The sequence below is a fragment of the Chloroflexota bacterium genome (assembly GCA_016219275.1).
Taxonomy (GTDB): Bacteria; Chloroflexota; Anaerolineae; order UBA4142; family UBA4142; genus JACRBM01.
In genome coordinates this window covers 58,043-71,245 of sequence record JACRBM010000088.1, presented here as the reverse complement: position 1 = coordinate 71,245, position 13,203 = coordinate 58,043, and the positions used below count along the sequence as shown (strand labels likewise).

The 13,203-nt window shown below is 58.9% G+C and carries 11 protein-coding genes; 7 read left to right on the top strand and 4 right to left on the bottom strand.

Translation table 11 applies throughout. The features are described 5' to 3' along the window. Positions 1–99: 99 nt before the first annotated feature. The 3 genes from HY868_23745 to HY868_23735 form a co-directional block, all read right to left on the bottom strand. Positions 100–996, bottom strand: coding sequence for an ABC transporter permease (locus HY868_23745; GenBank protein MBI5305166.1), 897 nt, complete (start codon positions 994–996; stop codon positions 100–102). Between the two features lie 10 nt (positions 997–1,006). Further along, positions 1,007–1,927 (bottom strand): ABC transporter permease, encoded by a 921-nt coding sequence (locus HY868_23740; protein MBI5305165.1) that lies wholly within the window; start codon positions 1,925–1,927, stop codon positions 1,007–1,009. Positions 1,928–1,998: 71 nt separating this feature from the next. After that, the gene (locus HY868_23735) at positions 1,999–3,666 is read right to left on the bottom strand and encodes an ABC transporter substrate-binding protein (protein ID MBI5305164.1); all 1,668 of its coding nucleotides are present in this window, start codon (positions 3,664–3,666) and stop codon (positions 1,999–2,001) included. Positions 3,667–3,997: 331 nt separating this feature from the next. On the opposite strand from HY868_23735, the gene HY868_23730 reads away from it, so the two are divergent. Then, positions 3,998–4,936: a hypothetical protein gene (locus HY868_23730; protein ID MBI5305163.1), complete on the top strand. Its 939-nt coding sequence runs from the start codon at positions 3,998–4,000 to the stop codon at positions 4,934–4,936. A 125-nt stretch (positions 4,937–5,061) separates the two neighbouring features. On the opposite strand, the gene HY868_23725 is transcribed toward HY868_23730, so the two are convergent. After that, complete coding sequence (locus HY868_23725; GenBank protein MBI5305162.1) at positions 5,062–6,039, bottom strand: peptidoglycan bridge formation glycyltransferase FemA/FemB family protein; 978 nt, start codon at positions 6,037–6,039, stop codon at positions 5,062–5,064. Positions 6,040–6,256: 217 nt separating this feature from the next. Here HY868_23725 and HY868_23720 point away from each other — a divergent pair, with 217 nt between their 5' ends. From HY868_23720 to HY868_23695, 6 genes are all read left to right on the top strand, one after another. Then, complete coding sequence (locus HY868_23720) at positions 6,257–6,877, top strand: helix-turn-helix domain-containing protein (protein MBI5305161.1); 621 nt, start codon at positions 6,257–6,259, stop codon at positions 6,875–6,877. A 129-nt stretch (positions 6,878–7,006) separates the two neighbouring features. Next, complete coding sequence (hemG, locus tag HY868_23715; protein MBI5305160.1) at positions 7,007–8,404, top strand: protoporphyrinogen oxidase; 1,398 nt, start codon at positions 7,007–7,009, stop codon at positions 8,402–8,404. A 20-nt stretch (positions 8,405–8,424) separates the two neighbouring features. Next, positions 8,425–9,519, top strand: a complete 1,095-nt coding sequence (locus tag HY868_23710; protein MBI5305159.1) for a TIGR04053 family radical SAM/SPASM domain-containing protein — start codon at positions 8,425–8,427, stop codon at positions 9,517–9,519. A 157-nt stretch (positions 9,520–9,676) separates the two neighbouring features. Further along, the gene (locus tag HY868_23705) at positions 9,677–11,287 is read left to right on the top strand and encodes an ABC transporter substrate-binding protein (GenBank protein MBI5305158.1); all 1,611 of its coding nucleotides are present in this window, start codon (positions 9,677–9,679) and stop codon (positions 11,285–11,287) included. Then, positions 11,284–12,213: an ABC transporter permease gene (locus HY868_23700; protein ID MBI5305157.1), complete on the top strand. Its 930-nt coding sequence runs from the start codon at positions 11,284–11,286 to the stop codon at positions 12,211–12,213. Before HY868_23705 ends, HY868_23700 begins: the two co-directional genes overlap by 4 nt. A gap of 2 nt (positions 12,214–12,215) precedes the next feature. Continuing rightward, entirely contained in the window at positions 12,216–13,124 is a 909-nt protein-coding gene (locus HY868_23695) for an ABC transporter permease (GenBank protein MBI5305156.1), read from the top strand. The last annotated feature ends 79 nt before the right edge of the window (positions 13,125–13,203 follow it).

Genomic DNA, 13,203 nt, shown 5'->3' with positions numbered 1-13,203 from the left:
TTGCCCCTCACCCCAACCCTCTCCCTACGAGGGAGAGAGAGTATTTGCCCTCTCCCCTATGGGGAGAAGGTCAGGGTGAGGGGCAATCGCATGTGTTCTTTACATCTTGCTTTTCAAGTACGGATCAATCGCGTCACGCAACCCATCGCCGACAAAGTTGAATCCCAGCGTCGTCACTAAAATCGCCAAGCCCGGCAAGATGGATGCCCATGGCGCGTTGAACACGTACTGCTGCGCCTCGTTCACCATCAAGCCCCAACTTGGCGTAGGCGGTTGCGCGCCGACGCCCAGGAAACTGAGACCGGCTTCCGCCATGATCGCTTCGGGGATGCTCAACGTAAACAGCACGAGAATCGGCGCGATACAATTCGGGATAATGTGGTTGAACATGATGCGCCGGTCGCTCGCGCCAACCGATTTGGACGCGGTGACAAAATCGGTCTCTTTAATCGCGAGCGCCTGGGCGCGCACCACGCGCGCCGCGCCTGCCCAGCCCACCACGCTCAACGCGATGAACAGCGTGAACAGCGACGCGCCGAGCGTGTACGTCACGACCATCGCGAGAATGATCGAAGGAAACGCGAGCACGACATCGGCGAGACGCATGATGAGCGTGTCCACCCAACGACCGTAGAACGCGGCGAGCACGCCGAGCGCCGCGCCGATCATCATCGAAATCGCGGACGGAATGAAACCGATCAACAACGAAATACGCGCGCCGTAAATCACGCGACTGAACAAATCGCGTCCGTACAAATCCGCGCCGAAAAGATGTTGCAGCGACGGCGGGTCGAATTGAATGTCGAGGTTGACTTCAATCGGATCGTACGGCGCGACATTTTGCGCGAAGGTCGCGAAAATGCACAATGCGACGACGATACCCAGCCCCGCCAACGCCAAGCGATTGCGGCGAAAGCGTCGCCAGATGTCTTGCGCGAACGTGGATTGACGAACCGTGAAGACCTGGGTCGGTGATGAAATGGATGCACTGCTCATCGTGTTCGCCTCACTCGTACCGAATGCGCGGATCGAGAAACGCGTAACTGAGATCCGCGAGCAGATTGCCCAACACGACGAGCACGACCGTCAAAATCACCGAACCCTGCAACAACGGCAGATCGCGATTTTGAATTGCGCCGACCGAGACCCGCCCGATGCCAGGAATCCCGAACACGCTCTCGGTAATCACCGCACCAGAGAGCAAACCCGACACCTGGATCGCCATGATCGTGACGACCGGCAACAACGAATTCTTGAGCGCGTGGCGCATGATGATTCGCCACTGCCTGAGTCCTTTCGCGCGCGCGGTGCGAATATAGTCGGAACTCATCACTTCGAGCAGACTCGAACGCGTGAGCCGCGCGATAATCGCGGCGGACGACCAACCCAGGACAATGCCGGGCATGATCAAATGTTGAATCGTGCCGTAACCGGAAATCGGCAGCAAATCCAACTTCCAGCCGAAAATCAATTGAAAGATCAGCGCGGACCAAAAGACCGGCACGGACACGCCGAGCAACGCAAAAACCGTGACGAGGTAATCGGGTGTGGAATAATGTTTGAGCGCGGCGATAATGCCGGCGGGAATCCCGATGCCCCACGCGAACAATAACGCCGCCAAGGTCAACGCGAGTGTTTTCGGAAAGGCGTCGAGTAACAGGGTGCTGACACTGCGCCGCAGTTTGTACGATTCGCCGAAATCGCCGTTGAGCACATCCCACACATAGCGCACGTACCGGGTCGGTAGCGGATCGTCGAGGCGCATTTGCAAACGCACGCGTGCGACGACATCGGGATCGATGTGCTCGCGCATCATCCGCGCGATCGGATCGCCGGGCACTACCTGCAAGAGAAAAAACGTAAGCATGGTCGTGCCGATCAATACTGGAATGAATTGCAAAAAACGTGCGACGACAAACTTGAGCATGAAAAACTCCAGCCATCAAGACGAGGGGCGAGCCGACGGCTCGCCCCTACATTCAAACCTGCGCGCGAGCGCTATTCGATTTCAATTCCATAGTACGGCATGTTGCTCCAGCCGTTCCACGACACTTTGAAATTCTTGACCTTGGCTTGCACGACGAACAAGTGCTCCAGGTGGAACAAGGGCACGAACGCAAAGTCCTTGTAGACGATGGTATTCTCGATTTCCTGGTAGAGTTTGTAACGTGCTTGCATGTCGGTCATCACGCGCGCTTTTTCGAGATTGTCTTGCACCGTCTTGTTCGTGTAATTCCACGAACGCGCGACGGCATTCTTGGGCGCGAAGAACGTGTAGATAAAGTTGTCGGGATCGTTAAAGTCCGCCGACCAATCGCTCACGTAATTGCCGAGTTTGCCTTCCTTGCGCGTGGCAGAATACGCCGCGCTGTCCAACTGCTTGATCTCGGCTTTGAAATTCGATTTCAACAGAATCGCTTGAATCGCTTCGTTGATCTTGAGCGTGCTTGGCGAATCCACCGTTTGGAAAATCGTCATCGAGATGCCATCGGCGAAACCAGCTTCTTTGAGCAATGCTTTGGCTTTGTCTGGGTCGTACTTGAAGCCGGGCAGATCCGCATTGTAGCCGGCGAGACCGGGGGCGAGAATGCCCTTGGCGGGAATGCCGGTGCCGGCGTACAACTTGTCAATCAAGGTCTGGCGATCAATCGCATACTCCAACGCTTCGCGTACTTTGGGATTGTCGAACGGCTTGAGCGTCGAGTTGATGCTCATGTAGTACGTGCCGACGCGCGGACCTTTGACGATGCGGTCTTTCCATTGCGGATCTTTCATGAAATCCGGAATCTGCGAACGCGCATTGTCCAGGTCGAGCACGTCGAGTTCGCCCTTCTTGAACATCAACGATTGCGTTTGGGCATCGGGAACGATCTTGAACACGAGCTTGTCGAACTTGGCTTTGCCACGGAAGTAACCATCGTACGCCGACAGTTGAATGTCGCTGTTGTACGTCCACGCATCTACTTTGAACGGACCCGTGCCGACGGGCTTGATGCCGAAATCTTTCCCGGCTTTTTCGGTGTACGCCTTGGGGAAGATCGAACCGGCGGGCGTGGCAATGTTCGCGAGGAACGGCGCGTACGGCGCGCCGAGTGTAATCGCGACGGTGCTGTCATCAACCTTTTTAAGTCCGGTCGTCGTCGGCGCTTTGCCATCCAGTCGTGCGGATGCGCCGCCAATCATGTCCAAAAAGTCCGTGTTCAACGCTTTGGTCGCCGGGTTCAACATGCGATCGAACGTAAAGATCACATCGTCCGCGGTGAACGGACTGCCATCGTGGAATTTCACATTCTTGCGAAGAGAGAACGTGTACGTCAACCCATCCGCGGACACATCCCACTTTTCCGCCAAACCTGGGACCAGTTCGGATTTGCCGGGCGCGGTCGTCACGGCTTCGACCAGACGATCAAAGACGTTGAGCGGCAAAAAGTACTCTTCAGTCGTGAGTTGCGGGTCCGCGGTGCCGGGATCGCTTGTCTGTGCGATTGTCAGCACTTTGGGTCCGGTGCTTTTCGGCGCGGCAGTCGGCGCCGGCGCGGCGGCAGTTGAGCCAGGCGCCGTCGTTGGCGCCGGAGCCGGGGCAGGGGCGGGCGCGCACGCGCTCAATGCAATCACCGCGAACAACGCTAGAACAACGAGCAAACGGTACAAAAGAGAACTCTTCATTTCTCCTCCTCAGGAAAAAACAATTTGTAAAATTATACCACACCTGGACTGGAAAATCTACGTTTTTTTTCAAACTTGCCAACGCCGCAAACCGGCGTATACTTGATCCGAATTAGGCGTCTGATGTCGGATGCGTTCTGCCGCACCGCGCGGACGTTTTTGTTTGAGAGGAGGTGATGCAAAAACAATCGCACGCAAGTGATCTCGCTTGTTTGAAATGGCGCGGAGCAAACATCTTCAATCCCGCGTGAACCACCGATGCTCGAATAACCCTGTTCGCACGCCGGGCAAGTTCGCCAACTTGCTCCACCTTTTGAAGGAGAGAAGAACCATGCGTACGCCAATTCTTTCGATGATCGTGCTTACTCTACTCCTCGTTCTCGCGATCGGGTGCCAGTCGTTCAACGTTTCATTTGGCGCAACGCCCACGCCGACCTCGACACCCACGCCCACACCAGATCTGCCGCGCACCGCAACCGCCGAAGCGAATGCGACCGCCACCGCGCAAGCGCAAGCCAACGCGAACGCCACCGCGACGGCGCAAGCGCAAGCCAATGCGACGGCGCAAGCGAATGCGACGGCGACCGCGCAAGCGAACGCGACCGCCACCGCGCAAGCCCAATCGCGGGCGACCGCCACCGCACTCGCGCTGGCGACCTCGACCGCGCAGGCGCAAGCAACCGGCGCGGCGGTGGCGCGCGTAACCGCCACGGCGCAAGCCGTTCAAAGCCAGGTCGCCGCGTTGATGCAGACCGCGCGTAAATCGTACACCAAAGAAGAAGGTGAAATCACCGGAGTGTCGGGACCGTACATTGCATCGTTTCTGCCGAATGCCAATGTCTACAACTTTGTTGCCGAAGCTCAATTCTTCAATCCAGCGGATCGCGCGATTCATCCCTGGGACTATGGTTTTGTGTTTCGCTACGCCGCGGGCGACACGCGCTATCAATGTCGTTTGGTCGTCACCTCAAACAGCCAGTGGTACCTCGTGATTCCCACCCAAAACCTTGCCGCGAGCGTCGAGGTCAAGGTGATGGCGAGCGGCGTGTTGCGTAATTTCAATGTGTCTCCGACAGGTTCGAATCATTTGCGTGTCATCGCCAAGGACAAGGTCGGCTATTTCTATGTGAACGAGCAGTTCGTCGCCACATTTGACTTGTCGGACACGTTTGGGATGGATCTCTATATCGGGAGCGCGTTCACCCAGTCTACGTCATTCCCAGGTCTGAAGGTGCCGTTCAAGAATTTCAACATCTACTCGTTTCAGTAAAACCGATGCGGCTCTCGCGGTGAGAGCCGCATTCTTATTTAATCGCTACTCATCCTTGCGAAGGTTTGAAAGCGCAATCCCTCCCAAGTGATTGGGAACCTTCACAAGGATGGGCTGAGTACATTTTATCCGAGCGCCCCGCGTCGCCACGCGACCGCGCGCGCGTACAGCGCATACTTCCAGTGCGAAAAAATCACATCGCGCGCGCCGGCGTACTGGACGAACGTTCCCCCAAATCCTTGCTTGAATTGATACAAGCCGTGCGCGGCGGATTCGTCCGCGTTCGTCGTCGCGCCCAAACCCCACAGATCGTAGCGCGCGCACCCGCGCGCTTTTGCCCACTGCATCGCCGCCCAGTGCAACGCGTGATTCGGCATCCGTTCGCGCTGTTCGTTCGAGGACGCGCCGAACAAATAAATCGCTTCGTCGCCGACCGCGGTCACAAATATCGCGGCGAGCGCGTCGCCCGCGTGCTCCGCGATGAACAACTGCGCGCACTCGCCCAACAAGTCGAGCGCGGCGCGATAATAGTCGCGCGAATGGATCGCAAACTGATCGCGCGTACGCGTGATTTCCAGGAGATGATAGAACAAACCAATGTCGCACACCTTACCCTCGCGCACGGTCACGCCTTTGCGCTCGGCGAGGCGAATGTTGTAGCGCCATTTCGGTTTCATCTGCGCGAGGATCGTCGCGAGGTCGCGCGTGAGATCAACGTGAATCGTCGTCTGCGGTTGAATCGTCGGCGCGGGCACACCCAGGATTTCGTTCGGCATCGCGAACGCGTTCGGCTCGACGCGCAGGACGAACGCGCCGCACGCGCACGCATGGGCGACCAGGGCATCGTCCAGCGCGGTCAGCGCGGCGTGATCGTTCGCGTCGGCGACCGGTCCGCGCGGCACGTACGCAAAGCGCAAACCGAGCGGCAAATCGCGCACGAGCATTTGCGCGCCAGCGATCAACGCGTCGTCACGCGCGAGCGCCAAGCGCGTCACGCGCCAACCGAATCGCGTTTTTAATTCGCCCCACGCGCGCGTTTGCAACAGATGTCCGTGCTGCGTCGCGATCAATTCGTCCCACGCGTCCGCGTCCGGATTTTCCACGATGTGAAATCCATCCATGCCGCGCATTATAACATAAACCGGCGCGCGACCAACCTTCGCAAGGTTGATTTCGCTGAGATTTCTGTAGATTTTTTCGCATAAATCTGCAGGATGTGTACCGAAAAGTCATTTGATTTTGACCCGAATCAGACTCGTGCGCGGTATTCTGCAAATAATCGTCACGATGGCGTGAATGCCTTGCGGAGGGTGGATTTTGTTGACGAAGACATTTTCAAACGATTGGCTTTCCATTCAGCAAGCCAGTCAGTATCTCGGCGTCCACATCGGCACGGTGCGCGAATGGGCTGATGCGGGCATCCTCCCCAGTTATCGCACTCCCGGCGGGCATCGCCGTTTTGTCATCGCCGATCTCGACGTGTTCCTCAAACAACGCAAATCTCCCACAACTCCTTCTCACATCGAGCAGGCGCTCGGCGCGGTGCGTCAGCAATTGCAGGCGCATCCGCCGCACGCCGTACTCGGATTTTCTCACACGGGCGCGCATCCCGATACGACCGAACGCCAACACCAACGCGAAATCGGTCAGCGGTTGCTCGCGTGCGTCATCGCGTTCGTCGAATCGCCGGATGCGCGCGAAACCTTGCTCGACGAAGGACGGCAAATCGCGCGGCAGTACGGCAACGCGCTCACCGCGAGCGGGTTGACCGCCGGCAATGCCGCGCGCGCGACGATCTATTTTCGCCAACTGATTTTGAAAACCGTGCTCGACGTGCACCTGGGTTCGCGCGCCGGCGACGAGGAGGATGCGCGCTTGTTTCAACGCGTCAGCGCGTTCCTCGACGAAATTCTGCTCGCGATTTTGGACGCGTATCCGTGATGGAGCATCGTGCAACCAAATCATTTGGACGCGGATCGCTTCGCGCGCGGATGAACGCGGATTTTTTCTTTTGCGCGAATATCCGTGTTCATCCGCGTACTGAAATTCCTTGATCAATCAGGTAACGTGATGAAACGAGTGGTGATTATCGGTGGTGGAATTACCGGGCTGGCTACCGCGCACGCGTTGCGCGAACGCGGACGCGGCGTGGTGGATTATACCTTGATCGAACGCGCGCCGCGCGTGGGCGGCAAAATCGTTTCGACGCGCGAGGATGGTTTTGTGATCGAAGGCGGTCCCGATTCATTCCTGACCACGAAACCCGCCGCGCTCGAACTGTGTCGCGCCCTGGGTCTGGGCGCGCGATTGATCGGCACGAACGATCCGGCGCGCCGCGTCTTTGTATTGAATCGCGGTCGCCTGCGCCCGATGCCGGACGGCGTGATGCTCATCATCCCGACGCGCGTGATGCCGTTCGTCAAGTCGTCGTTGATTTCGCCGCTCGGCAAACTGCGGATGGGTATGGAACTGTTCATTCCGCCGCGTCGCGGCGAGGGCGATGAAAGTCTCGCGGATTTCGTGCGGCGGCGTCTCGGTGCGGAGGCGCTCGATCGCATCGCCGAGCCGATGATCGCCGGCATTCACATGGCGGACGCCGAATATCTGAGTCTGCAAAGCACGTTCCCGCGTTTTCTCGATATGGAAAAAAAGCACGGCGGTTTGCTGCGCGCGATCATCGCGCAACGACGCGCCAGCGCGCGCGCGCGTCCCACCACGCCCGCCACTCCGATGTTCATGTCGCTGCGCGGTGGGATGCAAGAATTGGTTGATACACTCGTCGCGCGTTTGGACGAACGCACGCTCGTAACGAATCAAAGCGCCGTTCACCTTGCGCGAAACGGTAATTATCAAATCACATTGCGCGATGGCGAAACCTTGCACGCCGATGCGATTGTCCTGGCAACGCCCGCGTATGAAACCGCCAACCTCGTTTCAAATTTCGATCCCGATCTGGCGACTGGCTTGCGCGCGATTCGTTACGTCTCGACCGCGACCGTCTCGCTCGGATTCAAACGCGCCGAGTTGACGCACCCGCTCGACGGATTTGGCTTTGTTGTGCCGCGCAGTGAAAAGCGCAAATTGATCGCGTGCTCGTGGTCGTCCACCAAATTCGATCACCGCGCGCACGCCGAGTACGCGTTGGTGCGCGTCTTTATCGGCGGCGCACACGCGGAACAATTCGCCGAACAGGATGACGCGACGCTAACGGAAATCGCGCGTGCGGAACTCGCCGCGACGATGGGCATCGCCGCGCAACCGGTGGTGACGCGCGTGTATCGTTGGCAAAAATCCAATCCGCAGTACGCGGTAGGACATCAACGCCGGGTGGAACAGATCGAACAACAAGCGGCGCGACACCCAGGTTTGTATCTGGTGGGCAGCGCGTATCGTGGCGTGGGCGTTCCCGATTGCATTCAGGATGGCATACGCGCGGCGGAACAAATTCTCACCGCGTTTGCCGCGTAAAATAATTGAATGGAGAAACGATGACCGTCGTAATCAAACCAACCGAAACACATTCGCATCGCGTCGCGCGCGATTACAGCGACCGACCGATGATCGTTTACTGGGAGATGACGCAGGCGTGTGGCTTGGCGTGCCGCCACTGCCGCGCCGAAGCGATGCCGCTACCGCATCCGCTTCAACTCGACACCGCCGAGAGCAAACACCTGCTTCGTCAGATTGCCGCGTTCGGCGAACCGTTGCCGCATCTCATTCTCACCGGCGGCGACCCGCTCCAACGCACCGACCTGTTTGAGTTGATTGACGAGGCGCGCAACCTGGGTCTTCAAGTTTCGATTACGCCGAGCGCAACCCAAAACGTGACCTACGACATTCTCGCGCGCTTGAAAGAGCACGGCATCGCGAGTCTGGGTCTCTCGCTCGACGGCGCGTCCGCGACAACGCACGACGCGGTGCGCGGCATTCCCGGCTGTTTCGATTGGACGATTCGCGCGGCGCAACTCGCCGCCGAATTCGATTTTCCGATCCAGGTCAACACGCTCGTCGCGCAAGAGACCGCGGACGATTTGCCCGCAACGTACGAATTGCTCAAATCGCTCAAGGTGATGCGATGGAGTTTGTTTTTTCTCATCGCGGTTGGGCGCGGCAAGGTGTTGCAACCGGTATCGCCCGCGCGCGGCGAAGCGTTGATGAACTGGGTGTACGATCTCACACGCGACGCGCCTTTTGCGATCAAGACAACCGAAGCGCCGTCGTACCGGCGCATCGCGTTGAATCGGATGCGCGCCGAAGGTATGACGCCGGAGCAGATTCAACGCACGTCGGTTTATCACGGCTTTGGCATTCGCGATGGACACGGCATCGTGTTCGTCGCGAACTATGGCGATATTTACCCGGCGGGTTTTTTGCCGGCGTTCGCCGGCAACATTCGACGCGATAATTTGGTGGACGTGTATCGCCGCGCGCCGATCTTTCGCGCGTTGCACAACCCCAACGTCTTCGAGGGCAAGTGCGGGTACTGCGAGCATCGCGTCATTTGCGGCGGCTCGCGCGCGCGTGCGTTCGCGTTCACCGGCAACGCGTTGGCTAGCGATCCATTTTGTTCGTATGAACCGTAAGGAGTAGGAGATGAAAAAAATCAGTTTGATATTTCGATCAGGTTCTCTGTCATTGCGAGGGCGGTCTTTGCCCGAAGCAATCCATGACCCCACCCTAGCCATCCCCTTAGTAAGGGGAGGGTTGGGAGGGGTAGATTGCTTCGTCGCTTCGCTCGCAATGACAACTCGCGTTGGTGCGTTTTTTGTGCTGATCATGCTCGCTGGCATCGTCGTTGCGTGCGCCGCCGCGACCCCGCAGAGCAAAACCAGTTCGATGACGACGACCGCGAACGGCGGTACATTCATCCGCGCGATTACATCCGAACCAGCCATCATTGATCCGCAAGGCGCGCCCAATTCCGGTTTGAGCGTCGTGTTGCCGTACTTGTTCGACACGCTCGTCGTGCGCGATCTCGACAATAAAATCTTACCGCACCTCGCGGAGAGTTGGCAGGTCGCGTCCGATGGCAAAGCCATCACGATGAAATTACGCGCAGGCGTTACGTTTCAAGACGGCGCGCCGTTCAACGCGGACGCGGTGCGCTTTACATTCCAACGTTTCAAAGACGCGGGAACGAAATCACCGATCTATGAGAATGTCAAACAAATCGGCGGCATCGAAAGCATGGACGACTTGACGGTGCGTTTCACATTCGCGCAGCCCACCGCGAATTTTTGGAGCACGGTGACGATGCCCTACGCCGGCATCATCAGCCCCGCCTCGGCGCGCAAGGTTGCCGAAACCGGCAAGGGCTACCTGGTTGGCACGGGTGCGTTCGCGCTTGCCGAGTGGCGCGCGGGGCAATCGCTGACGCTCAAACGCAATCCGGCGTACGCGTGGGGCGCCGCCGTCACGCAAAATCGCGCCGCGCCGTACCTCGATACGGTCGTGTTGAAAGTGATTCCTGATGCGACGACGCAACTCGCCGCGCTCCAAGCCGGTGAAGTGGACGCGATCTTCATCAATCAGCCGGAACATCGTTTGAAATTACAGAACGACGCGTCCGTGCATTTGCAAGAGACCGTGTTGAACAGTCTCATCTTCCTGGGATTCAATACGAGCAAGCCACCCTTCGACGATGCGCGCGTGCGCCGCGCGCTCTCGCACGCGATCAACAAAGAGGAAATCGTCAGCGTTGCGCTCGGCGGACTGGGCAAGGTCGCGTACGCGCCGCTCGCGCCAACCATACCTGGGTTTGATCCGCAGTTGAAACAGTACGAATTGCAGTACGATGCAAAACAAGCGCAGACATTGTTGTCGCAAGCCGGTTTCGTCAAAGCAAGCGATGGAACCTGGACGCGCAACGGTCAGTCGCTCAAAGGCGTTCTACTCACGTCGAACCGCGCGCCGAACGATTCCATTGCGACGTTGCTTCAGAGTCAACTCAAAGCGATTGGCGTCGGCGTCGAGATTCGACAACTCGATAGCAAAGCGGTGATGACCGCGTCGAACGAAGGGCAATTCGATTTTCTGTTGTGGCGGTACGATTGGAACGACGCAGATGCGCTGAACATTTTCCTGGGTTCGGATCGCATCGGCAGTACGAATCGCGTCGGCTATCGCAACGCGCAAGTGGATGCATTGTTCGCTCAAGCCGCGCACGAGCTGACCGAAGCCAAACGGTGGAGCATTTATTTTGAGGCGCAAAAAATGATCATGCAAGACGCGCCGTGGCAACCACTTTATGCGCCGCTGGATGTGATGGTGTTGAGCAATCGCGTCGAAGGCGTCAAGATCGGTTACATGGGACGAATGTTGTTAAACGACGCGCAGGTAGTCAAACAATGACGCGGCATTTGGCGCGACGATTGGCGAGCACGTTCGTGACGCTCGTCGTCGTCAGTCTCGTCACGTTCTGGGCGCTCGATGCGACGCCAGGCGACGCCGCGAGCGCGCTCGTCGGCGAGAACGCGTCGCGCGCGCAATTGCAAGCCGTGCGCGCCGAGCTGGGTCTCGACCAATCATTGTTCACGCGCTATGCCACGTTTGCGACCCAGGTGTTTACGCGCGGCGACCTGGGTCGCTCGCTCGTCAGTCGGCGCGCGGTCGGCGCACTCGTGTTGGAACGTTTGCCGTACACGCTCATACTCGCGTTCACCGCGACGTTCCTCGCCATCATCCTTGGCATGACGATGGGCACGCTCGCGGCGATGCGGGGCGGGTCGTGGCTCGATACCGGGCTGATGAGCGGCGCGGCATTCATGCTCGCCGTGCCGACGTTTTGGAGCGCATTGATGCTGATGTTGTTGTTCTCGCTCAAACTGCGTTGGCTTCCCGTCGTCGGCGCGGAAACGCCCTGGCATTTGGTTTTGCCCGCGACGACACTCGCGTTGCCCACCGGCGCGGTGATTGCGCGACTCGTGCGCGTGAGTTTGCTCGATGTGCTGGGCGCGGATTTCGTTCGCACCGCGCACGCCAAAGGCATCGCCCCGCGCGACGTGCTGACGCGCCACACACTGCGAAACAGTTTGATTCCGGTCGTCACGGTCGTCGGCTTGCACCTGGGTCATTTGCTTGGCGGCGCGTTCATCGTCGAAACGATTTTCGCGTTGCCGGGTCTCGGACGCTTGACGGTGCAAGCCATCTTTGATCGCGATGCGCCGGTCGTGCTCGGCGCGACGCTGACCGTCGCCGCGATTTATCTCGCGATCAATTTGCTCGTTGACCTCGCGCAGGGTTGGCTCGACCCGCAAGTCGCGCACGCGGCGGTGTGACGATGGCGATCACGTTTACAACGCGACGCGTGAATGTTCACACGCGACCCAGGATTCACGACGACGCCGCGAGCAAACCCCGCCCGCGTCACGCCACGCCGAGTTTGTGGATCGGCGGCGCGATTCTCGCGCTGTGGATTCTCGCGGCGACACTCGCGCCAATCATCGCGCCGTACGCGCCGGACAAGGTTCTCGCCGGCGCAAAACTGAGCGCGCCGAGTGCGGCGCATCTCTTCGGTACCGATGCGCTCGGTCGCGATGTGTTCACCCGCGTACTGTTCGGCGCGCAGATCGCGGTTGGCATCGCGACGATAGGCGTGGCGATCAGCGCGTTCATCGGCATCGCACTGGGACTGGTCGCCGGTTATCGCGGCGGCTGGACTGACCAAATCATTTCGCGCGCGCTGGATGTATGGCTCGCCTTTCCTGGGTTGCTTCTCGCGTTGGTCATCGTCGCGCGCCTGGGACCATCGCTCGAAAATTGCGTGCTCGCGTTGGGGATCGTCGGCGTGCCGGGGTTTTATCGCGTGACGCGCGGCGCAACGATGTGCGCGCGGCGCATGTTGTATGTACAAGCCGCCGAAGCGGTCGGCGTGCCAGAGCGGCGCATCCTCGTGCGCCACATCTTGCCGAATCTCGCGTCGCCGCTCATCGTGATGGCGACCTTGCGCGCTAGCGTGCTTGTCTTGTCCGCCGGCGCGCTGAGTTTCGTCGGGCTGGGCGCGCAGCTGCCCACGCCCGAGTGGGGCACGTTGCTCGCGTCGGGTCGCGATTACTTGGAGACCGCGCCCTGGCTTGCGATTTTTCCGGGCGCGAGCATCACGCTCGCCGCGGCGGGACTGAATCTCTTCGGCGACGGCTTGCGCGATTGGCTCGACCCGCGCCTGAGAATCAATGCTAACCACAGATAAACACAGATTATTTCTGCCTGATGGAAAAATCGCGCCACAAATTACACGACGCGATTTTTTGTTTCGGCGAAAAATCGCG

What these genes read in the sequence shown, in the direction of transcription:
- HY868_23705 (MBI5305158.1), top strand. Translation starts at nt 9,677, where the DNA reads ATGACAACTCGCGTTGGTGCGTTTTTTGTGCTGATCATGCTCGCTGGC.
- HY868_23745 (MBI5305166.1), bottom strand. Translation starts at nt 996, where the DNA reads ATGAGCAGTGCATCCATTTCATCACCGACCCAGGTCTTCACGGTTCGT.
- hemG (MBI5305160.1), top strand. Translation starts at nt 7,007, where the DNA reads ATGAAACGAGTGGTGATTATCGGTGGTGGAATTACCGGGCTGGCTACC.
- HY868_23695 (MBI5305156.1), top strand. Translation starts at nt 12,216, where the DNA reads ATGGCGATCACGTTTACAACGCGACGCGTGAATGTTCACACGCGACCC.
- HY868_23740 (MBI5305165.1), bottom strand. Translation starts at nt 1,927, where the DNA reads ATGCTCAAGTTTGTCGTCGCACGTTTTTTGCAATTCATTCCAGTATTG.
- HY868_23710 (MBI5305159.1), top strand. Translation starts at nt 8,425, where the DNA reads ATGACCGTCGTAATCAAACCAACCGAAACACATTCGCATCGCGTCGCG.
- HY868_23730 (MBI5305163.1), top strand. Translation starts at nt 3,998, where the DNA reads ATGCGTACGCCAATTCTTTCGATGATCGTGCTTACTCTACTCCTCGTT.
- HY868_23735 (MBI5305164.1), bottom strand. Translation starts at nt 3,666, where the DNA reads ATGAAGAGTTCTCTTTTGTACCGTTTGCTCGTTGTTCTAGCGTTGTTC.
- HY868_23700 (MBI5305157.1), top strand. Translation starts at nt 11,284, where the DNA reads ATGACGCGGCATTTGGCGCGACGATTGGCGAGCACGTTCGTGACGCTC.